17 protein-coding genes and 1 tRNA gene are annotated in these 23,036 nt (G+C 62.9%); 14 read left to right on the top strand and 4 right to left on the bottom strand.

Annotation, left to right across the window (positions count from 1 at the left end; all coding sequences use genetic code 11):
• Positions 1–254: 254 nt before the first annotated feature.
• Positions 255–2,816, top strand: a complete 2,562-nt coding sequence (locus GJ700_RS18690; protein WP_154376606.1) for a glycoside hydrolase family 31 protein — start codon at positions 255–257, stop codon at positions 2,814–2,816.
• Positions 2,806–4,308, top strand: coding sequence for a GGDEF domain-containing protein (locus GJ700_RS18685; protein WP_154376604.1), 1,503 nt, complete (start codon positions 2,806–2,808; stop codon positions 4,306–4,308). Before GJ700_RS18690 ends, GJ700_RS18685 begins: the two co-directional genes overlap by 11 nt.
• A gap of 61 nt (positions 4,309–4,369) precedes the next feature.
• Here the strand turns inward: GJ700_RS18685 and GJ700_RS18680 are convergent, their stop codons facing one another.
• The 3 genes from GJ700_RS18680 to GJ700_RS18670 all read right to left on the bottom strand — a co-directional run bounded on the left by GJ700_RS18680 (position 4,370) and on the right by GJ700_RS18670 (position 8,728).
• Positions 4,370–6,082 carry an alpha-L-fucosidase gene (locus tag GJ700_RS18680; protein WP_154376602.1) on the bottom strand — a complete coding sequence of 571 codons (1,713 nt, stop codon included), beginning with the start codon at positions 6,080–6,082 and terminating at the stop codon, positions 4,370–4,372.
• Between the two features lie 128 nt (positions 6,083–6,210).
• Positions 6,211–7,218, bottom strand: a complete 1,008-nt coding sequence (locus GJ700_RS18675; protein ID WP_229507094.1) for a family 43 glycosylhydrolase — start codon at positions 7,216–7,218, stop codon at positions 6,211–6,213.
• Between the two features lie 70 nt (positions 7,219–7,288).
• Complete coding sequence (locus GJ700_RS18670) at positions 7,289–8,728, bottom strand: alpha-L-fucosidase (RefSeq protein WP_195763935.1); 1,440 nt, start codon at positions 8,726–8,728, stop codon at positions 7,289–7,291.
• Between the two features lie 225 nt (positions 8,729–8,953).
• Between GJ700_RS18670 and GJ700_RS18665 the strand changes: the two genes are divergently transcribed.
• Positions 8,954–9,028 (top strand) — tRNA-Val (locus GJ700_RS18665).
• Positions 9,029–9,158: 130 nt separating this feature from the next.
• Here GJ700_RS18665 and GJ700_RS18660 read toward each other — a convergent pair.
• Positions 9,159–11,135, bottom strand: a complete 1,977-nt coding sequence (locus GJ700_RS18660) for a beta-L-arabinofuranosidase domain-containing protein (RefSeq protein WP_195763934.1) — start codon at positions 11,133–11,135, stop codon at positions 9,159–9,161.
• Between the two features lie 308 nt (positions 11,136–11,443).
• On the opposite strand from GJ700_RS18660, the gene GJ700_RS18655 reads away from it, so the two are divergent.
• The 11 genes from GJ700_RS18655 to GJ700_RS18605 all read left to right on the top strand — a co-directional run bounded on the left by GJ700_RS18655 (position 11,444) and on the right by GJ700_RS18605 (position 23,018).
• Complete coding sequence (locus GJ700_RS18655) at positions 11,444–12,052, top strand: TetR/AcrR family transcriptional regulator (RefSeq protein WP_154376594.1); 609 nt, start codon at positions 11,444–11,446, stop codon at positions 12,050–12,052.
• A 60-nt stretch (positions 12,053–12,112) separates the two neighbouring features.
• Positions 12,113–13,189, top strand: coding sequence for an alkene reductase (locus GJ700_RS18650; RefSeq protein ID WP_154376592.1), 1,077 nt, complete (start codon positions 12,113–12,115; stop codon positions 13,187–13,189).
• Positions 13,190–13,342: 153 nt separating this feature from the next.
• Positions 13,343–14,350: an NADP-dependent oxidoreductase gene (locus GJ700_RS18645; protein WP_154376757.1), complete on the top strand. Its 1,008-nt coding sequence runs from the start codon at positions 13,343–13,345 to the stop codon at positions 14,348–14,350.
• Positions 14,351–14,428: 78 nt separating this feature from the next.
• Entirely contained in the window at positions 14,429–15,130 is a 702-nt protein-coding gene (locus tag GJ700_RS18640) for a TetR/AcrR family transcriptional regulator (protein WP_229507093.1), read from the top strand.
• A 114-nt stretch (positions 15,131–15,244) separates the two neighbouring features.
• Positions 15,245–16,219, top strand: coding sequence for an enoyl-CoA hydratase/isomerase family protein (locus GJ700_RS18635; RefSeq protein ID WP_154376588.1), 975 nt, complete (start codon positions 15,245–15,247; stop codon positions 16,217–16,219).
• Between the two features lie 5 nt (positions 16,220–16,224).
• Positions 16,225–17,142 carry an alpha/beta hydrolase gene (locus tag GJ700_RS18630; protein ID WP_154376755.1) on the top strand — a complete coding sequence of 306 codons (918 nt, stop codon included), beginning with the start codon at positions 16,225–16,227 and terminating at the stop codon, positions 17,140–17,142.
• A gap of 28 nt (positions 17,143–17,170) precedes the next feature.
• Complete coding sequence (locus GJ700_RS18625; protein WP_154376586.1) at positions 17,171–18,643, top strand: class I adenylate-forming enzyme family protein; 1,473 nt, start codon at positions 17,171–17,173, stop codon at positions 18,641–18,643.
• On the top strand, positions 18,636–19,439 hold the full coding sequence (locus tag GJ700_RS18620; RefSeq protein WP_154376584.1) for an SDR family oxidoreductase: 804 nt from the start codon (positions 18,636–18,638) through the stop codon (positions 19,437–19,439). The genes GJ700_RS18625 and GJ700_RS18620 overlap by 8 nt, the downstream gene beginning before the upstream one ends.
• A gap of 54 nt (positions 19,440–19,493) precedes the next feature.
• Positions 19,494–20,186, top strand: coding sequence for an OmpW/AlkL family protein (locus GJ700_RS18615; protein WP_154376582.1), 693 nt, complete (start codon positions 19,494–19,496; stop codon positions 20,184–20,186).
• 3 nt (positions 20,187–20,189) lie between these two features.
• Entirely contained in the window at positions 20,190–21,815 is a 1,626-nt protein-coding gene (locus GJ700_RS18610) for a GMC oxidoreductase (RefSeq protein WP_154376580.1), read from the top strand.
• 21 nt (positions 21,816–21,836) lie between these two features.
• Positions 21,837–23,018 (top strand): porin, encoded by a 1,182-nt coding sequence (locus tag GJ700_RS18605; protein ID WP_229507092.1) that lies wholly within the window; start codon positions 21,837–21,839, stop codon positions 23,016–23,018.
• Positions 23,019–23,036: the final 18 nt, after the last annotated feature.

Raw genomic sequence — 23,036 nt, 5'->3', positions numbered from 1 at the left:
TCTAGCGTGCTTATTTTTTCGCGATGGTTGTTTTGTATCTATAAAAAACCAACAACGAGACATGACCATAGCCACGGCCCATGACCGGTTTCAGTCCGTGATTTTCGGCGGCATGCTGTCGTTCGATCCCGCCTTTGCCGGCGAGGCCGACAGGCAACTCCGGTTCCGTGAGCGGCAGTTCGGCCGAATTGGTCCGGGCATGCCCGCTCGCCCCGGGACACCCTTATACATTTTTCAATCACGAGAATCCCCCCATGAATGGCCGCAGAAAACTTCTTAAACAGCTGGCGACAGCGATTCCTGCATGGACCCTGGTCAAGAACGGCAGTGCCTCCGGCAAGGCCCCGGCGGGCGCGCAGGACTTTTCGTCGCAGGGCACCGGCGCCCCGATAAACGATGTGCGGGAGACCGTGGACGGGATCGAATGCGCAAAAGATGACACGCGCTTGAGAATCAGGTTCGTTACGGATCAGATTGTTCGTGTCACCGCGACGCGGAATCCGGCGTGGTCCAGGGCGGCAAGCCTGATGCGTGCCGATATCCGTGGCAAGCCAGGCGCGCTGCGGAGAAGCGGCGACAGCAAAACCATCACGCTCCACTCATCGGCGATGGCGGTGAAGCTGAACCGAATGACAGGGGCCATCGCGTTCCTGGGCAAGGATGGCATGCCTCTGCTGGAGGAGTCCAACGCATCGCCTCGCGCGTTCGAGCAAGTCGCGGTCGTGAAATCCGTGCCCGATCCGGCAACGATGAAGCGGGTCGTCACTGTCGACGGCGAACGGCAAGTCGCGGGAGCGTATGTGCAGAAAAAAGACCGCGATGGCTGGAAGGCCACGGCGCGGTTCACATTCCGTGACAGCGAGGCGCTCTACGGGCTGGGATTCGACGAAACCGACGACCTGAATCTGCGGGGAAAGACCAAGCGGCTGTACCAGCATAACCTGCGGGTCGCGATTCCGTTCGTGGTGTCGACACGCGGATACGGACTGCTGTTCGATAGCTACAGCGTTCTCACGTTCGCCGACGGCAAGGATGGCGCATCGGTCACCAGCGATGTCGTGGACGATCTTGATTACTACTTCGTGCTTGGCCCCTCGATGGATGGCGCCATCGCCGGCTACCGTCGCTTGACGGGAGCCGCCACCATGTTGCCCAAGTGGGCATTCGGCTACATCCAGTCGAAGGAGCGCTATGCGACGCAGGATGAGTTGATCGAGACGACCAGACAATTCCGCGACCGGAAAATTCCGTTGGACGTGATTGTCCAGGATTGGAACTACTGGGCGCCGGAACGCTGGGGCAGCTTTGTTCCGGATGCGGCGAGATATCCTGATATCGCCGCGATGGTGAAGTCGGTTCGGGATTTGAACGCGCGCGTGATGATTTCGATCTGGCCGAACCCGAGTCCGCTCGACCCGCCCGGCAAGCTGCTGAAAGACAGCGGCTACACGCTTGCCGGCACCGAGTATGTCGACTTCTTCCAGCCGAAAGCAGGAAAAATGTACTTCGACAACGCCTGGAAATATCTTGGCCGACATGGGATCGATGCCTGGTGGTGCGATTCGACCGAACCGGCGGTTGCCGATTGGGGCGGCGGCACGCGTCCGGGCAATGCGGATGAGGTGAATATCGCCGGATTGGCGAAGCTCATCGACGCGCAATATCTGAACGCCTATGCCCTGGTCGATTCGCAAAGCCTTTATCGAAACTGGCGCAAGGCGGCGCCGGGCAAGCGCCTGGTCAACCTGACCCGGTCCGGCTATGCGGGAAGCCAGGCGGCCGGCGCCGTCGTCTGGACGGGAGACATCTGGGCCAAGTGGTCGGTCCTTGCCCAACAGGTGGCCGCGCTCCAGAGTTACAGCGCCTCGGGAAATCCGTACGTCACTTTTGATATTGGCGCCTTCTTTGTCCGGCGTGGTAAAGAGTGGTTCTGGAACGGCGACTATGACGCCGGCGTTGCGGACCTGGGCTATCGCGAACTGTATACGCGCTGGCTGCAATTCGGCGCGTTTCTTCCCATGTTCCGCAGCCATGGCACCGACACGCCCCGGGAACCGTGGCGCTTCGGCGAACCCGGAACGCCGTTCTACGATGCCATCCTGCAGGCAATTCAATTACGTTACCGTCTCTTGCCGCATATTTATTCGCAGGCCGGGCTCGTGCATCTGAAGGGCGCATCATTCATTCGCCCGGTGGCGTTCGGCTTTCCGGACGATCCCCGGACCCACGACCTGAAGACACAGATGCTGTTCGGGGATGGCTTGATGATCAGTCCCGTGCTCACTCCGATGTATTACGGGATTCACTCGGTACCGATGGAAGGTGTCGCCAGGACCCGCGAGGTCTACCTGCCGAAAGGGACATGGATAGACTTCTGGACGGGGCAGACGCACACCGGCGGCCAGGCAATCACCGTGGACGCGCCAATCTCGCACATGCCTGTCCATGTTCGGGCCGGGAGCCTGGTTCCGCTGGGGTCCGCCATGCAGTATTCATCGGAAATCGCCGATGCGCCTGTCGAACTGCGGATTTATCCAGGCGCCGATGGCGAATATACCTGGTACGAGGACGCTGGCGATGGATGGGGTTATGAGCGCGGCGAGTATGCGCTGACAGCGCTGCGTTGGGATGACGCTGCCAGGAAGCTGACGATAGGCCGGCGGCAGGGCAGTTATCCCGGGATGAAGAAAACGCGCCGGCTGAGGGTCGTTGTCGTTAATTCCGCCGATGGCCATGGCGCCGGGTCCGCGGGAAAACCAGCCGGCCTGGCGGTCTACGATGGCCGCGCAATGACTGTGGACGCGGTTGCGCTTTAGATCACTGGCTGCGCACAACGCTGACCTGTACGACCTGGCCTGGCCCGGCTTCCACAACGTTGCCGACCCCGGCGCCTGCCCTGGCACACGCCGCGTGGCTTTCTCGCAATTGCGGTGCGGAAATTTTCGCACGTGGCTGGCGATTCTCAGTATCATCGTCCGTGGTCCCACCACCATCGGCCTGCGTATGAACCTGCCATCATCCCGCACGATGACGATCGCCCACTACCTGGTTGGATCGCTCCTGTTGCTGACGCCGCTATTGCTGGTCTGGCAGCATTTCGGGATGACCCGGGTCATCGAGTTGTCCCCGCGCCAGCCGCATGGCATCCAGCTGACCGATGACCATTACGAGAAAGGCAATACCGTCTCTTCCCTTGAACGCAGCAGTGATGCCTTCACCATGCGCTGCCAGCTGGGACTGGTTTATCCGTGGCCATTTTGCAAGCTGCAATTCATGACGGGCGAGGGCGCCAAGGGGACCGATTTTTCCCAGTTCGACACGATCACGTTTGACCTCGACCATACCGGTCCGCCGCACCAGAGGGTCCGGTTGTACCTGATGAATTTCGAACCGGGTTTATCCACGGTCGGCGACTGGAATTCCCAGCGTTTCAACCAGATCGAATTTGAGTTGCCGGCCCAGTCCACCTTCACCATCCCGGTGAATCTCTTGCGCACCGCCGACTGGTGGACCGATCAGCGCAAGATACCGCTGGAACAGACCTACACCCGGATCGATAACGTGACGGCGGTGGAGTTTTCTACGGGCAGTACCGTGAACGCCGACCTGGTGGTGATCAAGCTGAGGTCGATCCAGTTCCGTGGGAAATGGATATCGCGCACGCAATTGCTCATGTACCTGTTATACGCATGGATCGGCTGCGGCCTGCTCGGCCTGTCACTGAGCCTGCGCCATGCCCGGGCCAGACTGCGGGCCACGAACGCGCACCTGGAGCATCTGGCCGCCATCAACCAGGCGCTGGAACTGGAAGCGCGCGAACTGGCCGGCCAGGCCTATACCGACCAGCTTACCGGGGCGTTGAACCGCCAAGGCCTGAGGGAGGCGCTGATGCGGCGCCTGGACGGGGCCGGGCAGGGCGACGGGCCGATGGCGGTGGTCTTCATGGACCTGGACCACTTCAAGCAAATCAACGACCGGCACGGGCACGATGCCGGCGACGACGTGCTGCGGCGCTTTGCAGCGGTCATCCGGCACGAAGTCCGCGCCAGCGACAAGCTGGTCCGTTGGGGCGGCGAGGAATTCCTGCTGGTATGCCCGGACACCAGCAGGGACCAGGCCGCCTTGATGGCGGAAAAGCTGCGCGCCGCGATGGCGGCGCAAGCCTGGCCCCATGGCCTGCACGTCACCTGTTCGTTCGGCGTGGCCGCGCTGGAGCCCGAGGAGGATATCGGGCCCGCCATCGCACGCGCCGACAGCGCGTTATACGCGGCGAAATCCAACGGCAGAAACCGGGTCGAAGTGGCCTGAAGGCGCGCCGGCAACGGCTATGCGGACGGGCGGGTCACCGCAGGCAGCCCGGCGCTGCCGCTCACTCGATCCGGAAAGCGACCGCCGTGGCGAACGGCATCGATGCGGGAGCGCTGATGACGAGGGCGTCGGCTTCCTGTTTCCAGCGCAGGGGAGCGCCCTGGTGTCCCAGCAGCGAGACCGCGCCGACCGGCTTGCCGAGCAGGTTGGCGGCGGCGCCCAGTGATGCGATCCGGATCTCGCTGCCGGGCGCCGGGACCGCCATGCTGAACGCGTACAGCGCGCCATCCTTGCCGACCGTGAAGCGGAAATCGGCCGGGCCGAACCGGAATTCGGCCTGCCGCTTGCCGATCGAGCCGCCGGGCAGGGTGCGCAATTTGCCGTTCTCGCCCTCGCCCAACACACGCCAGGCCTTGCTGCCATAGATCCCCTGGCCGTTGATCCGCATCCACGCCCCGATTTCCTTCAGCATGCGGACGCTGCCATCGTCGAGCGAGCCATCCGGCAGGGGGGAGATGCAAATGGCGGCGTTGCCGTCGCGCGCCACCTGTTCGAGCAGGTAATGGATCACGGCACCGGAGTCGTAGGTGAAATCGGGCCCGTAATACCAGTCGCCGACCGGCACTTCCGCGATCCACGCCTGATCGGACTTGATGCCGGCGGGGATGGTGCCTTCTTCGGTATTGACGGTGCCGTTGGTGTCGGGCCGGAACTTGATGATGCTGAAGGTATCGACTTTGCCGCGTTTTTTCAGCGTCTGGTTATAGAAATCAGCGATCACGCGCTGGGTTGCATCGGCCCTGATGCCGGTGCCGGTGTGGCTGCCGCTGAACGGCTGGGGCCCGGTGCCGTCGGTATAGATGAAGTCCGGATCGTAGTGTTCGACCACGTCCATGATGCGTTGCGCCCACCGCGTGGCATACCACGTGGCATAGGCGGTATGGCGCCCGAACAGGCCGGCCGGCGGCGGGTTCCACGGCGAGTAGGCCGCCTCGGTGACGCCCTTGTATTCGCGCAGGTCGACGTTGTACAGCAAGGCCGGGTCCAGTCCTTCCCACCATTTGCCCTTGCCGTCGGCCAGCGTGAGGTTGCCGTCATACGGTACGCCGGCCCGGTCGCCCTGCGTGTCGCTGCCGAATGCGGTTTGCCACCACCACCAGGAATATTCGTGGTGAAACGCCACGCCATACCGGATGCCGGCCGCCCTGGCGGCCCTGGACCACTCGCCGACCAGGTCGCGCTTGGGGCCGATGCGGGTTGAGTTCCACGGCTGGTAGCGCGAATTCCACAGGTCGAAATTATCGTGGTGCACGCCCTGGACGATCAGGAAGCGCGCGCCGGCATCCTTGTATATGTCCGTCAGCCTGGCCGGATCAAGCTTGACCGGATTCCAGTCGCGCAGCACTTCCTTGTAGCCGGCCACCGACGGATGCCCGTATGTCCTGAGATGGTTGTTGTAGGCGGTGGTGCCGGGGACATACATCTTGCGCGCATACCAGTCGCCGCTCATGCCTGCCGCCTGTGGGCCGAAATGCACCCAGATGCCGAATTTCGCGTCGCGCAGCCACGCTGGCGTGCCAGGGTAATTGCGCTCGATCGATTCCCAGGTCGGCGCGAAGGGGCCGGCAGTGACCGGCAGGTCGAGTTTGACTTCCGGCGCGGAGTCGATGGGCGCCATGGGAACGCTGTCGATGGGCGGGCGCGGCGGCGGCTCGGCGTGCGCGGCCATGCCGGCGGCGAGCATGCCGTAGAAGGCGAGGGATCGTAAGGTCATGGGGATGTTTTTATCACGGCGTTGCGGTGTGGATGAAGCGGGATTTGTATTGTATCTCATATATTTAGAACATCTTTGTCCGTGGCTTGCACGCAATTGTATGTTGCGTGCCTAGCGTGCGTTGTGCGTCACAGTGCTTTTGCCGGCGCCGCCCTGGCGCCGGCATCGGGCAAGCCCTTGCCGTTGACGAGCGGTTCGCCGACGTCGCCCGGCCTGAACGGCGCCGTCATCGGGTCCATCGGCTTGATGGCGCCGTCAGCGGTGAATTCCATCCGCACCAGCGCGGTTTCGCGCTGGTAGCCGTTGCCGTCGGGGATCGCGTGGCGGTGATAGGCGACATACCAGCGGTCGGTGCCCGGCACATTGACCACGCTGTGGTGCGCGGTGCCGACGGCGGGGCCGTTCTTTTGCAGCGCGATGAAATCGTGCGCGGCCGGCTTGACGGGGCCGAGCGGTGAATCCGCCGTGCCCCAGCCGACACGGTAGTTGGGGCTGCGCGCATCGTCGATCGACCACATGAAGTAATACTTGCCCTTGCGTTTGAATACCACGACGCCTTCGCGGAATTCCTTCATCGGAATTTCCTTCGCTTCGCCATCGAGCGTGACCATGTCCGGCTTGAGTTTGAAAACATTGGCATGGCCATCGCCATTGCCGAAATACAGATAGGCCTGGCCGTCATCGTCCACGAACGGATAAGGGTCGATGGTGTTGGTGGTGATACCGCCTTTCTTCACCAGCAGCGGGGTACCCAGCGCGTCCTTGAACGGTCCGGTGGGCGATTTGCCGGTGGCGACCCCGATCTTGCCCTGGGCGCAGAAGTAGAAGTAGTAGGTGCCGTTGCGTTCGACGATGTCCGGCGCCCACGCTTCGATGTTGGCCCATTTGAGGTCCCTGGTGACATCGAGCACCATGCCTTCTTTTTTCCACTCGACCAGGTTGCTGGACGACCACACGGAAAAATCGGTGGTTTGCCAGTTCGGCTTGTCGGACGTGGGATAAATGTAATACCGGTCGCCAAACACGCGGATCGCGGGATCGGCCGTGTAGCCGTCGAGGATGGGCTTGGGCGCGTCCGGCGCGGCATGGGCGGCCGGGCAGCAAAGGAAAAGGATGGCGAGCGCTGCTTTGATCATGGGAGTCGTTCCAGTGAAGGGCGGTGAATTGGTTATCGATAACATATTACCATGCCCGGCTTCCCTGGCGTCAGGCGCTGGTATCGTACGCGGCGAAGCTGCGGATGGCGGCGCGACCCTCGACCGACCTGGTGCACACGAAACGCACGGCCGTCGCCATGACGGGCGCAATGCGGTCGATCCGCTTGTGGCCAACCGTGTGGCCTTCCGCCACGGTTTGCCATTGCCCGCCGACCTGCGCTTCTATCCGGTAACCGGCAATGCGCTGGCCCAGCGCCTGGTTTTCCATCGTGATCAGGTGATCGATCCGGCGCGGTGCGGGCAATTGCAATGTGGCCATGCCATCGCCGCCGCTGGCCTGCGCCAGCGGGGTGGCAAACCGGCGGCTGACTTCGTCGCCCATTTCCCTGGCGGCGGCCACCAGGTTGTCCGGAATGCGGCCCGAGGTATCGGGTGTCAGGTTGATGATGGCGCCGGCCCCGCGGCCGACCAGCTGGTAGTAGGCGCGCATGCGCTCCTCCAGCGGCTGCACGGTGCGCGGCCCGGCCCACATCCAGCCGCCGCTGGACAGCGCGTCGGTGGTCGGACCCAGGCGCGGCCGGTAGAACCTGCCGTGCGGGTCGCCCGTGTTGTCGCCCCCCCATTTGTAGGTCGCCGCGCAACTGTCCCGGGTGCCGTCGACGGTGTCCACGGCGTTCCACATCGGGTAGCAGGAGTGGCCGGCTTCATTGCCGACGTGCTCGACGTCCGGACCGAAATACAGCATGTCCGGCTGGAGCCGGTGCGCCTGCCGGGCCAGCACGGCATACAGTTCACGCAGTTTGCCGCCCTTGGGGACCGGGCTCAGCGAGTCCGAGCGGCCGAAGTGGTCATCCCAGTAAAAGGCCAGCGGGCCATAGCGTGTCAGTAATTCCTGCTGTTGCTGCAATTCCTTGGCGCGCACCCGGGCGAAGAGGGCGGGGTCGTCGTATTTGTCGATATTGGCATTGCCTTTGCCGGCTTGCATGCCCAGCGCGTGCTGGTCGAAATGGTCGTCGATCCAGGGTGGCGTGTACAAGCCGGGTTTGACGCCGTGCTTGCGGCACGCATCGACGAATTCGCGGACGATGTCGCCCTTGCCATCCCGGTACGGGCTGTGCTGGATGCTGTAGCGGGTGGTTGCGGTGGGCCACAGGCAAAATCCCTGTTCGTGGCGCGCCGTCAGCACCACGTAACGCGCCCCCATGCCCTTGGCTGCCAGCACCCATTGTTCCGTGTCGAGGTGCGACGGATTGAAGGCGCTAGCCGGCAAGCTGGCGGACTGGCTGCCGTAGGTGTCGATGCTGTAGTGGATGAAGGCGCCCAGTTCCAGTTCTTCGAATGCCAGTTGCTGCGCCGTTGGCCGGGCCAGCCGGCGCCGGGCAGGCGCGGCCGCGGTTGCGGCTCCGGCCAGGCCACTGCCCAGCGACAGGGTCAGCATCGAACAGGCCGCAGCCAGGCCGAATTCACGCCGGCCAATAGGTTTGGACATCTTGTTTCCTTTGTTAGTAATTGACGACGGCATGCGCGAAGGCGTCGCCACGTCAATATGTGTCTCTGATAGTTTTATATATATTACGGACATGCCGGGCTGGGTGCAAGCAAATTTGTGATCGATAACATGCTCAATTCGGCCGCTCGTCCGTCTGCGGGTCTTAAAAAACCGCTTTCACCCTTTTACAAACGAAAACCATACGCTATAATGCTTGCACTCAACGGGAGGCTAGCTCAGGGGTAGAGCACTGCATTCACACTGCAGGGGTCACAAGTTCGAAACTTGTGCTTCCCACCAGAATTCAACTGTTAAATCAAGAAGTTACAAGAAAGCCGGCTCATTGCGAAGCCGGCTTTTTCGTATCTGGTGTAATTTGCTCCTGATTGCCTCCCGCACCGCCGGTTGCTCCACCAGTTTGGAGAGCTCGCTATGTGTCTTTGCGAAGGCGCCAATAAACCGAATAGCGTTGGTGATGAAGGTCAAATAACGGCCGAACGACAATGCCGTTTGCCGGACCGGCGTCTTTGATCCTGAACGCCGACGGATCGCCGGGCAGTGGCGCCAGCCAATCGGCGGGATTGCCGGACGCGCTGACGATATCTGGAACGGGCGCCGCCGCGACCTTCAGGAAGGCATCCTTGTCGCCCACGTCGCTGGCTGGCATATTGTCCTTGCCAAGTTCTCCGGCCAGCAAGACTGGACCATGGAATATGGCGACCATCGACGAGACGTCCCTGGCTTGCTCCAGCCGCAGCCCCGCCGGAAGTGTCAGCTCGATGACGTCACCGGCTTTCCATTGCCGCCTGAACGAGAGATAGCTTGCAGGCTTCGCGTCCACGCCTTGCGGCTTGTCGTTGATCCTGACGGTCACCGGTTTGGCGACCCACGCGGGGATGCGCAAATTCAGCGTGACGGCGCTGGCGCCAGCTTTGACCACCGACAAGCGCACCGCGTCACCCCGCGTGATATCGCCTTGCTGTCGCAGCAACATCCCGGCTTCCCGCCAACTGAGTTCGGAGGGGATGTACAGGTTCACCCACAGCGACGCATCCTTGTGAAAGTAAATGCCTTCGTTGTAGCGAGCGGTGTTTTCAATCCCGCTGCCCGAACAGCAAAAGCTGCCGTTAAGATAGGTGCGAAAGTCGCCGTGGAGGGGCGTGAAGTAAGTCACGGCGCCCGAATCGGGCGCCACCGACGCCAGCACATGGTTGTACAACGCACGCTCGTAATAATCAGCCAGCTCGGCGCGGCGGTTGCGCTCGAACAGCCTGGCGGTCAGCTTGAGCATGTTGTGGGTGTTGCACGTTTCGCCGGTGGTGGGCGGCAATACCTTCCGATCATCGATGGACGGGCCGGCCTCTGTGCCGGGCTGGTCGAACCATTCGTTAAATGAATTGCCTCCGTTGGCGAACGAATGCCTGTGAACAACCAGCCGCCAGAAATTCTCGGACGCTTTCAGTGCCTCGGGGTTGCCATGGGCGTTCGCGTAGTTCGCCAGGCCCACGGCTTGCGCGATGTGCGTATTGGCGTGCAGGCTGCCCAGCCGATCCTCGCCCTCGGCCAGGGGGCCGACGAACCATGCGCGATTGAACAGACGGGCGGCTGCCAGGTGCCGGGGATCTTTGCCGATTTTGAACAGTTCAGTGAGGACGTCACTCATCGCACCAAATTCGTTTGGTGGATTGCGGTTGCCGTCCGTGCGGAACATCCTGTCAATCTGCGCGGCATCTAGCGCCGCAAGCCGTTTTCCAAAGTAGTCGGCCATTCTGGTGACCACAACGAGCGCCTGCTTGTTGCCGACGTAGGCATGGGCATCGAGGAGGCCCGACATGATTTTCTGGATCGTGTAATAAGGCGCGCCGATGCCGCCGGCATCGGCGCCCGGCTTGCCTTCAAGCTGGTCAAAGGCGGCCGTGGAAAAAGCGGCCAGATAACCATCCAGGTTCAGGCTCCGCTGGCATGCGGCAAGTTCGCCCACGAGGTAGTTGACCCGGTCGCGAAACAGGCGGCTGTCCGTCGCCACCGCCATGCGCGCGGCGGCGGACAGATAGTGCCCTGCCATGTGCCCACGGAGAAATCCATTATCCCAGCCGTCGTAACCGCTCTCGACGCCTTCTTTCTGGGGAAGTTTGGCCAAAGCGCGGTAGGGATAAAGCAGCTTGTCGGGATCATAAGAGGCGAGCACCCCGTTGCGATGCAGCTCCTGCCGTACGTAAAAGGGACTACCCGGCAGCAAGCGCACTTGATCTGCCAGAAAGGCACGAGCCCCGTCAACGGGAACGGTACCCTGCGCGGGAGACGCAAGTTGGCCGAGGTCGCGGGCGGCGCAATGCGCCGGCAGCGCCGCGAGGACGGCTTTGAGGATGGAACGTCGGGTGAAGAACACAAGAAAACCTTTCGTCAATTTGTGCAGGGCACGCCACCGCAGCCCACCGGAACAGCACCTGTGCAGGGGCCGCGAGATGGAAGTGGTGCTTCGAATTCAAGAGGCGCTTGTTCAGATTAAGACTTTGCGTATATTTGTTGATATGAATTAACTATCGTGTTGAATAATGAAGAAGAGTGCAGGGCACTGCAATTGCGGAAGTATTCAATGCAGCCAATGAAATTGATCAACAGTGCGGACCGTTGGGCGATGCGTGCTTGGTAGGGGATTGCCGGGCCTGCGAGCCCTGCTGAATTGACGGCCTGCACGCAGCGGGAAATTAGTATATGATGACAATCATGCAGAAAAAACCTACCAAGCGTGCAGCCGTTAGCCGCAAAGAACTCACACACGAGCGCATTGTCGAGGTCGCGGCGCGTGCCATTCGCCGCAGCGGCTATGACGGCACTGGTGTGGCAGACATCATGAAAGAGGCCGGGTTGACCCACGGCGGGTTTTACGCGCACTTCGAGTCGCGCGATGCGTTGTTGGCCGAGGCGGGCGACCGCGCCGGCGCCGAGTCGGTCGCGCTGGCATCCCGCATCGCTGCTGCCGCGCCACCGGGGCAGGCGATACAGGCCATGATGAAAGCGTATTTGTCGCCGGAGCATATCGAGGCGATCGAGACTGGATGTCCGGTGTCAGCGCTGGGTTCGGAAATGCCGCGCCAGGCGCCGGAAGTGCGACGCGTTGCCACGATACACATCAAGGAAATGATCGATGTGTTTGCCCGTCAGATGCCCGATTGGGGGCAGCCGCACGCGCACGAACAAGCGATGGCGTTGGTCAGCGCCTTGATCGGCACGACCATGCTGGCCCGCGCTGTCGATGATCCAAAGTTGTCCGCTGCATTATGCGCAGCGACGCTGAAGCAGTTCCCATGGACTGCCGCCTGAAGCTGGCGGCGGTTTTTTTTGTTTTGAAATATGATGTCTATCATATAGAGGACGTAAAAAATGCTATTTGAACCCTTCCCCCTGCGTACGATCGAACTGGACAACCGTGCCGTGATGTCGCCCCTGACGCGCAGCCGTGCCATTGGGAATAACACGCCGAACAGCCTGATGGCCACTTACTACGCCCAGCGTGCAACTGCGGGGCTGATCATTACCGAAGGGACGTCGCCGTCGCCCAACGGCTTGGGTTACGCCCGCATCCCTGGCCTGTTCAACGATGCCCATGTTCAGGGATGGAAATTGGTTACCGACGCGGTCCACGCCAAAGGCGGGAAGATCGTCGTGCAGTTGATGCATACCGGGCGCGTCAGCCACCAGGAAAACCTGCCGGCAGGCGCCCAGGTGCTGGGGCCTTCGTCGGAAACTTGTCCCGGCGAGATGTGGACCGATAGCATGGGCAGCCTGCCCCATACGGCTCCGCGCGCGATGACCGAGGCCGATATTACAGCCGCGATTGGTGAATATGCGACCGCCGCCCGCCTGGCCATCGAAGCCGGCTTTGACGGCATCGAGTTGCATGCCGCTAATGGTTATTTGCTGGAGCAATTCCTCAACGCGAATGTCAACCGACGTACGGACGGTTACGGCGTCACGGCGGAAGGACGCAACCGGTTCGTGCTGGAAGTGGCGCGTGCTGCCGCCGCCGAGATCGGCGCGCAGCGCGTCGGCATCCGATTGTCGCCGTATGGTGTCTTCAATGGCACCGGTGGCTACGAGGGTGTGGACGAACAGTATCTGGCGCTGGTCAAGGCGCTCTCGGAGCTCGGGCTGATGTATGTTCACGTCCTGGATCACTCGGCGCTCGGCGCTCCGCCCGTTCCCGAGCAACTGAAGTCCGGTCTGCGCGCTGCATTCAATGGCCCCTTCATCCTCGCGGGCGGGTTCGACAAAGCCGGCGCGCAGCAGGCATTGAAGGATGGTCGTGCGGATCTGATCGCGATGGGGCGGGCGTTCCTTGCCAACCCGGATCTGGTGGAGCGCTTGCGCAACAATCAGCCGCTGAACGCGCCGGATCCCAGCACGTTCTATACGCCTGGCGCGCAGGGCTATACAGACTATCCGGTGTTGACGGCGTAAGCCGACGAAGCCGGGCTTTCGCGGTCTCGCGACTGTGCCCGTGCTGCTGGTCTTCACTATGGCTTCGGGCTGGCTTGCGGCGCCGAATCCACTGCTGTCGGGATTGGGGCGTTGAATTCAATCCCGCAAAAAACGCAATCAAAGAAGGTAATGATGAAAGCACTTGTCCTGAAGCGCTACGGTGGATCCGACCAGATCGAATTCGCCAATATACCGAGGCCCCTGATCAAGCCGGATGAAATCCTGGTGCGGGTTCACGCGGTTGGCCTTAATCCGATCGACTACATGATACCGAAGGGCACGTTCAAGCCCATGCTGAAGTTCAAGTTGCCAGCCACGTTGGGAAGCGATCTGGCGGGCGTCGTCGTCGACATCGGCAGCCGCGTGACGCGCTTCAAAGTCGGCGATGCGGTGTTTGCCAGCTTGTTCGATCTGGGCAACGGCTCACTGGCGGAATTCGCCGCCGTGCCCGAACACGTCGCGGCCCATAAGCCGGCCAATCTGGACTTCGTCCAGGCGGCTTCGGTTCCAATGGTGGGGCTGACATCGTGGCAGGCGCTGAATGAACGCGCGCAGGTCAAACCTGGACAAAAAGTGTTTATCCCAGCCGGTTCCGGCGGCATCGGGACATTCGCCATCCAGTTGGCAAAACAATTCGGGGCAAAGGTCGGGACCACCACCAGTACCGCCAACGTGGATCTGGTGCGTAGCCTGGGGGCGGACGAGGTGATCGACTACAAGCAGCACGAGTTTGAACATGTGCTCAAGGATTATGACGTCGTGCTGGGTACGGTCCGCGGCGATGGACTCGAAAAGGCGATGCAGATCGTCAAGCCTGGTAGTCGTGTCGTTTCGCTCATCGGCCCGCCGGATGTTTCCTTCGCGCGGGCCCGCGGCATGAACTTCCTGATGAAGTTCGTGTTCGGATTGTTGAGCCGCAAGATCATCCGCCTCGCGGCCAAACGGGATGCCAGCTATTCATTCCTGTTCGTGCGTCCGGACGGAGGCCAGCTTGCCAAGATCGGCGAGCTGCTGGAGACTTCGCGCGTCCGCCCGGTGATCGACAAGGTGGTGCCATTTGCTCAAGCGAAGCAGGGACTGGCCTATCTCGAGCAGGGCCGTGCCAAGGGGAAAGTCGTCGTGCAACTGGTACCTGCCTGACGGAACGCCTGGCGCTATCAGTCGTATTCCGGGCATATGCTATGATAACTTTGTTATATAGCTATGCTCCCGAACCTGATGACCGTCGACACCTCCCTGCAAGACCCGCGCACGCGCCTTGTTGAAGCCACCATCCGCCTGCTGGCCAGGAGCGGGCCCTCTGAAGTGAAAGCGCGTTCGGTGGCGACCGAGGCGCAGTTGTCCACCATGGGCGTGTACACCTATTTCGGTGGTGTCCCCGAGTTGCTGCAGGCCGTGGCCGACGAGGGGTTCAGCCGCCAGGCGGTGGTTTTCGGCAGGTTGGCCGTGACCGACGACCCCATGGCGGACTTGTGTGCCATGGCCCTGGCCTGCCACGACTTCGCGCGGCGCAATCCTCATCTGTATGACTTGATGTTTGGCCTGTCCATCCATGGCCGATACAGCCCGTCGCGCGGCACGGCTGAACCCGTGCTGAGCGGCCAGTCGCCATCGTTCCGCGCGGCGTATGCCTTTCTGTTGCAGGGGTGCGCGCGGCTGGTGAGCGCCAGGTGCGTGCGCAAGGTGGATCCCGACCTGATGGCGCTGCAATTCTGGAGCGCGCTGCACGGCTTCATCATGCTCGACCTGGGCGGCCACTTCGCCCACATTGCCGCCCCGGTCACCGACGTGCTGGTACCGATGTGCGTCAACCTGGTGGTTGGCCTGGGGGCCAAGCGCGACAAGGCGGAAACCTCGGCGGCAGCAGCCGGGGCGCTGTGGGCCGCTGCCCCCAACCACAACAAACCCCGCGGCAAATAGTCTTCCTTAGCCACGGCGCATCAATACTTCCTTGAAATCCAAAAATAACAGTGTTATTGTTTGCCATAACGATGTTATTTACAGCGTCGATTATTTGATTCAAGGAGACAAGCCATGAAAAACACAAGGATCCGGCCCGGCGGGCTGGAGATGGACAACCACGGCGCCGTGTTGCTGGTGCGCCTGGACGGTGGCCCGCACGGCATCATGGGGCTGGCAATGGCCGACGCGCTGGCCGAACTGGTTGACGAACTGGAGTCTGGTCAAGAGGTCAAGGCGGTGATCCTCACCGGCGCCCATCCCGGCCGCTTCATCGGCCATGCCGACGTGCGCTGGCTGCAGGAGGGGGGCACCACGATCCCTTCCATCGCGCGCGGCATGACGTCGGCGGTGGCGTACAGTGCCGCCACGGTCCGCCGCATGCCGCTGGTCGCGCCAGTCGCAGCCTTTACCCCGCTGGGCGGCGCGATGCAGCTCGACAAGCTGCACAACACCTTCATGCGCATGAACCGCTGCGGCGTGCTGTTCATCGGCGCGCTGAACGGGTCCGCGCTGGGCCTGGGCAGCGAATTGGCCCAGGCTTGCGATGTGCGCCTGATGGCGGACGGCGATTTCATTATCGGCCAGCCCGAAGTCTTGCTTGGCATTCCCCCTGGAGGAGGGGGCACCCAGCGGCTGACACGGCTGGTCGGCGCCCACCGTGCGCTGATGATGATGCTGGAAGGGCGGCCGGCATCGCCTGCCAGGGCGCTCGAAATCGGCCTGGTCGACGAAGTGGTGGCGCCGGACCGGCTGATCGAGCGCGCGCTGGAACTGGCCCAATATCTGGGCGCACGTCCGCGCGATGCCATCCGCGCCATCAAGCGCGCGGTCTATGTCGGCGGCTCGATGTCGCTGGAGGATGGACTGCACGTGGAGCGCACCGAATTCATGTCGGCGCTCTCGGGTGACAGCTCGCAGTCGCTGATGCTCGAATACATGGACCGTACCGAGCACGAAGGCGACCTGCCGCTGTACGAACCCGTCATATTCGAGCAGGCCCTGAAGCTTGGGCATTTTCCCTTCACCAGCAGTCGTACCGTCAAATGAGCGCCATGGACAAGACCGCCTATCCATTCAAGCGCCGCGACATCCACTTCAAGTCCGGTGAAGCGTTCTGCTCAGCGTGGCTGTATCTGCCGGTTGGCGTCGAACGGCCGCCGGTGGTGGTGCTCGGGCATGGGCTTGGCGCGGTGCGCGAAATGCGCCTGGATGCTTATTCCGAGCGCTTCGCCGCGGCCGGCATCGCGACGCTGGCCTTCACGTACCGCTATTTCGGCGACAGCGGCGGTTCGCCGCGCCAGCTGATGTCGGTAAAACGGCAGTTGGCAGACTGGGACGCGGCGCTCGACTTCGTCAAGACCTGCCCTGACGTCGATGGCAGCCGGGTGGCGATCTGGGGCAGTTCTTTCGGTGGCGGACACGCGATCCAGGTCGCCAGCCGCCACCCAGAACTGAAAGCCGCCATCAGCCAGTGCCCGTTCACGGATGGGTTGGAGTCGGCCACCGCGCTGGGGTTGCGCGGCACGCTCAAGATCACGCCCGTGGTGATACGCGACCTTGCCGCACGGCTGTTCGGCAAGCCGCCGGTCATGGTGCCGATCGCGGCCTTGCCCGGCCAGCCGGCGCTGATGAATGCGCACGACGCCTTGCCTGGCTATCTGGCGCTGATGCCCAAGGGCCTGGCGTTCGTCAACCGGGTCGCGGCCCGGGTGATCCCGGAAATCGTCAGCTATCGTCCCGGGCGCCGTGCAGGCAAGGTCCAGCTGCCTATCCTGTTCTGCGTCAGCAGGACCGACACGGTGACGCCGCCGGAACGCACCATCGCCATGGCCGGGCGAGCCCCGCATGGCGAGATCAAGCTCTACGACTGTGGCCACTTCGATTTCTATCTGGGCCAGCACTTCGAGCGCGCGGTATCGGACCAGACCACATTCCTGACGCGGCATTTGCAGGCGCACCCGGCGGCGTGAAGGTACAACCTTTCCTGAAAGAGTAATCATGCGATTTTCCAAACTTCCGGACCTGCGCGCGTCGCAGGCGCCGTTGGCCCCGTGCATTGCCGATACGACGACCAGCTTGTCCAATGGCGAGTTCCATTCCAAGGTGCTGGTGGCGGCCGGCTTGTTCTCCGAACTCGGTGTCAACGCCGGCGACGTGGTCGCGATCATGCTGCCCAACCGCGTCGAGTTCGTGGTGGCGATGTTTGCCGCCTGGCGCCTGGGCGCCGCCATCACGCCGATCAATCCCAACCTGACGCCCCAGGAAGCCATCCACCAGATGACCGATTCCGGTGCGCGGCTGCTGATCAATACCAGCGGCGACCGGGTGCTGGAACACGTGCCATCGTTGCCGGTGGATGCGCTGCATGGCGGCGTGCAGTACGGCGCGCATTTTTCGGCCAGGCCGGTCGACGATAAGGCTGCGCTGGCACTGTTGATCTATACCAGCGGCACCACCGGCCTGCCGAAAGGCGTGATGCTCGACCATGCGAACATCGAAGCGATGGCGGAGATGTCGCGCGACGCCATGCAGATCACCGCGACCGACCACTGCCTGCTGGTGCTGCCGCTGTTCCACGTCAACGGCATCGTCGCCAGCATCCTGACGCCGTTGTCGGCTGGCAGCCGGGTGACCATCCGCACCCGTTTCGACATCGAGACCTTCTTTGCCGACGTCGAGCAATTGCGGCCGACGTACTTCTCTGCGGTGCCGACCATCTATGCCTTGCTCAATGCGCTGCCCGCCGAGGTGAAACCGGATACGTCCAGCCTGCGCTACGGCATTTGCGGCGCGGCGCCGGCATCGGCCGAGCTGCTGACCAGTTTCGAAGCGCGCTACGGCTTCCCGCTGGTGGAAGGCTACGGCCTGTCGGAAGGCACCTGCGCATCCACCATCAATCCCTTGAACGGCGTACGCAAGGCTGGAACGGTGGGTTTGCCGTTCCCGGGACAGCGGGTGGTGCTGGCCGATGACCGTGGCCGCCATCTGCCGCCCGGCGCGACCGGCGAGGTGCTGGTACAAGGGCCCAACGTCATGCGCGGTTACCTGGGCAAGCCGGAGGAAACCGCCAGGACCATCGTGGATGGCTGGCTGCGCACGGGTGACCTGGGACGTTTCGATGCGGACGGCTACCTGTCGATTGTCGGTCGGCTGAAGGAGATGATCATTCGTGGTGGCGAGAATATCTATCCGAAGGAGATCGAGGATGTGCTGACCGGTTTCCCCGGCGTGCTGGAAGCGGCGGTGATCGGCGTGCCGCACGAGACGCTGGGCGAAATCGTCATCGCTTATGTCGCCTATCGGGCGGGGCAGGGCGGCGCGGTGGAACAGTTGAACGAACACTGTGCCGCGCGGCTGACGCGCTACAAGCGGCCCGCAGCCATCCATGTCATCCCCAGCCTTCCCAAGAATGCCGTCGGCAAGATCGACAAGCTGAAGCTGCGCGCCTTGTGGAACGAACAGCATGGATAAGGCGGCGCAAGCAGGTGACCGGCGGCCGGCGATCCTCGTCACCGGCGCCGCATCCGGGATAGGGCGCGCCTGCGCCGAGCTGTTCGCGCGCCGTGGCTGGTATGTCGGCCTGTACGACGTGAACACGGAAGGCGTCACCGAGGTCGCCGCCGCGCTGGGAGAAGGCAATGCCTGCAGCGGCGCGCTCGACGTCAGCGATCCGGACGCATGGGAGCGCGCGCTGGCGCATTTCTGGTCGCACAGCGGCCAGCGGCTCGATGTGCTGCTCAATAACGCCGGGATCTTGACGGCAGGTGCATTCGAGACGGTGCCGCTGGCCCGGCACCGCGCCATGCTGGATGTCAATGTGGCCAGCATCGTGGTTGGCTGCCACAGCGCCTTTCCTTACCTGGAACAGACGCCCGGCGCACGCGTGATCAATATGGCGTCGGCCACGGCGATTTACGGCCAACCCGATCTGGTGACGTATTCGGCGACCAAGTTCGCGGTCCGCGGCTTCACCGAAGGGCTCGATCTCGAATGGAGCCGGTTCGGCATCCGTGTCAGCGACGTCTGGCCCAGCTTTGTGAAGACCGCGATGGCCAGCGGGTTTGAACGCATCGCCAGCGCCAGGTCACTGGGCATCCGGCTGACGCCAGCCGACGTTGCCGGCACCGTCTGGCGCTGTGCCACCAGCCGCCGCCTGGTCCACAAGACCCACTGGACCGTCGGGCTGCAAGCGGGGTTGCTGTCGCTCGCGACACGTCTGGCGCCGGCCGCGATCACGCGGCAGGTGGTGCGGAGACTGGCGCACTGATACATCGATTATTCACAAAAAAAAAATTCATACCGATTCCCCAGGAGACAAAAAATGCAAGGTAAGAAATTCGCTGCCGCGGCCACCGCGGCGTTGGCGACGTGCGCGGTGGCGCACGCCGACGAGCTTGAAAATAACACGGTCAGGACAGGCTATGCCAAGGTCCGCTTCCATCTTCAATCGGGCGACCTGAGCGGGCCACCTGGCACGACGCCGCCGGGCCTGCGCATCGACGCCAGGGACCTGGATATCTTCGCGATCAGTTATGAGCGGCGCCTGTCCGACCATTGGGCGCTGCAACTCCAGGCCGGCATCCCGCCCACGTTGACCGCCGTCGGCGCCGGCGCCGCGGCCCCGGTGGGCACGGTGGCGAAAGCGCGCATCTGGTTTCCGACTGCCATGGTGCGCTATACCATCCCCGGCTTTTCCGTCGTCCACCCGTACGTGGCCACCGGCGTGACGTACACCTTCTTCACCGGGCAGGAGATCAGCCCCGCGTATAACGCCGCACTGCAAGGCACGGGAAGTGACATCAAATTGCACAGTTCCTGGGGCGCGTATGCCCGCGTGGGCGTGGAATATCCACTGGACAGGCAATGGCGCCTCAACCTGGAGTACTCGTCGTTTCGCCTGAAAACCTCGGCCGCCGTGGATACCCGGACGCCGGGCTTCGGCACCATCACACGGCATGTCGACTTGAAGGATGCGCCGGGCATCTTGGGCGCCACCATCGGCTATCGATTCTGACCTATGACGCACAGTGCATTCGACTTCGACTGGCTGGTGATCGGCTCGGGCTTTGGCGGCAGCGTGTCGGCCCTGCGCCTTGCCGAAAAGGGCTACCGCGTCGGCGTGTTCGAACGCGGCCGGCGCTACCGCGACCAGGACCTTCCCGAATCTACCTGGCAGTTGCACAAATTCCTGTGGGCGCCGGCCATCGGCCTGCACGGCATCATGCGCATGAAAGTATTCCGGCACGTATTCTTCCCCAGCCAGTCGGCTGTCGGCGGCGGCAGCACCGTGTATGGCGGGGTGCTGTACCGGGCGCGCCCGGAATTCTTCGTCAATCGGCAATGGCGCGGGCTGGATGACTGGGAGCGTGTGCTGCGTCCTCATTACGATACGGCCGAGCGCATGCTGGGTGTCAAGACCGTGCCGTTCGATTCGACCAACCAGCAATTGGCGCGGGAGATGGCGCGGCATTTCGGCAATCCCGATGGTTTTACCCGCTCGCCGACCGGCGTGTTCTTTGGCGAACCAGGCAAGACGGTCAGGGATCCGTATTTCGGCGGCGCCGGGCCGGACCGTACCGGATGTACGCGTTGCGGCGCCTGCATGGTGGGGTGCCGGGTCGGCGCGGCCAATTCGCTGGTGAAGAACTACCTGTGGTTCGCCGAGAAGCGGGGCGCCCGGATTCTGTCCGAGCGCGAAGTAATCGACGTCACGCCGCTCGGTGCGGCCGACGGCAGCGATGGCTACCGTGTCACGACGCAGCGCCCCGGGGCGTGGTTTGCGCGCGACCGCCGGGTTCACACGGCACGCGGGATCGTGTTCGGCGCCGGGGCACTGGGTACCAACGAACTGCTGGCCAGTTGCAAGCTGGCGGGCTCGCTGCCCCGTCTCAGCGGCCGCCTCGGTGAACTGGTGCGTACCAACAGCGAGTCGGTGCTGAATGTGCGCTTGCCCAGGGATCTCAAGACCTGGAATGACGTCACGGCCAGCAGCAGCGTGCATGTGGATCACAGCACCCATGTCGAGTTCCTTACCTACGGCCGCAAGGCCGACTTCATGAGCCTGATGTACACCGTGTTGGTCGGTAACGGCAATCGCTGGACGCGGCCATTGAAGTGGCTGGCGGCCATCGCACGCCATCCGCTGCAATGGCTGAAAACCGTGTGGCCGGTGGGTTGGAGCCAGCACATGGTGACGCTGCTGGTGATGCAGACGCTGGACAATGCCATCGCGCTGCGCCCGCGCAAGCGTTGGCTGGGGCGTGGCTACCGCCTGGTCACCGAGCAGGACCGCGACCGACCCAACCCGACCTATATCGACGTGGCCAACCAGGCGGCCCAATGGCTGGCGCGCCGCACAGGCGGCATCGCCCAAAGCAATGTGCTGGAGGCGCTGGCCGACATTCCGACCACGGCCCACGTGCTGGGAGGCGCCGTGATCGGGGCAGACGCCTCGGCCGGCGTGATCGACCGGCATTTGCGGGTCTTCGGCTACCGCAACATGCTGGTCTGCGACGGCTCGGCCATGCCGGCCAATCCCGGTGTCAATCCGGCGTTGACGATCACCGCGCTGGCCGAATATGCGATGGCACAGGTACCTGAAAGCACGCCAGGCCGCGCCGCCGCGTCCAACCACATCAATTGAGTATTCATCATGAAACCAAACATGCTTCACATATCGACGTTGGCGGTGCTTGGCGCCTGTGCCTGTTGCGCCCGGGCGCAGGATGGCCCGCAGGTCACCATCAGCGGATTCGGCACCGCCGCCCTGACCAGGACCGATACGGATCGCGGCGAATTCAGCCGCATCAACCAGGCGGCCGGCGCCGCCAGGGATGCCCGCACCGGGGTGGACTCGAACTTTGGGATACAGGCTACCGCCAGGTTCAGCGATGCCTGGTCGCTTACCGCCCAGGGCCTGGCGCGCAAATCCGGTGAGCGGGACCAATTCGGCGCGGACTTGAACTGGGCTTTCGCCAAATACCAGGTCAATGACGATGTCGCCGTGCGCGTGGGCCGTATCGGCATGCCGATCTACATGTTGTCCGACTCGGTCAACATTGGCTATGCCAGCACCATGCTGCGTCCGCCCACCGAGATGTACCGGCAGGTACCGCTGGACTATGCCAGCGGCGGCGACCTGCTGTATCAACACAGTTTTGGCGACACGACGGCCACCGCCCAATTTGCCTACGGTTCCGCCAGGAACAAGACGTCAGGACCAACCACGGCCAATGCCCACATCATGGCGGCCCAGTTGCAACTGGAAAACGGTCCGTTCACCTATCGGGCCGGCTATTCACGCGCCCGCATCAGCTTGCACAGCGCCGGCATCACCACCATGCTGGCGGCGCTCAGGCAGGCCGGTTTTGGCCCTGTCGCGGACCAGTTGAATCCGGTCGACAATCGCGGCTCGTTTGCCTCGGTCGGTTTCACCATGGATTATCGCAACGTGCTGGCTCAGGCCGAATATGGCAAACGCAAGGTCGACTCCGCGCTGGCGCCGGATTCCAGCGCCTGGTACGTCATGCTGGGCTACCGATGGGGGAAATGGGTACCGTTCTATGTCCATGGCGACATGAAGCAGGACAGTCCGCGCACGGTGGCGGCGCTGCCGGCCAGCGGCCCGCTGGCGCCATTGAGCGCGGTGGTGGACGCTGCCGTCAAATCTCCGTTGCAGTCGACCGATGCTGCCGGCTTGCGCTGGGACTTCAACAAGTCGGCCGCGCTCAAGGTCCAGGTGGACCGCGTCAGACCGCGCGACGGCGTGGGCTATTTCATCAACACCAAGCCCGGCTTCAGTGGTCCCGTCACTGTGTACGCCGCGGCAGTCGACTTCGTCTTCTAAGGAGAGCGCGTGAATACG

Source organism: Pseudoduganella rivuli (genome assembly GCF_009674485.1).
GTDB lineage: Bacteria > Pseudomonadota > Gammaproteobacteria > Burkholderiales > Burkholderiaceae_D > Rugamonas > Rugamonas rivuli_B.
The sequence above is the reverse complement of the archived record's forward strand: the minus strand, read 5'-3'. Positions and strand labels throughout refer to the sequence as shown.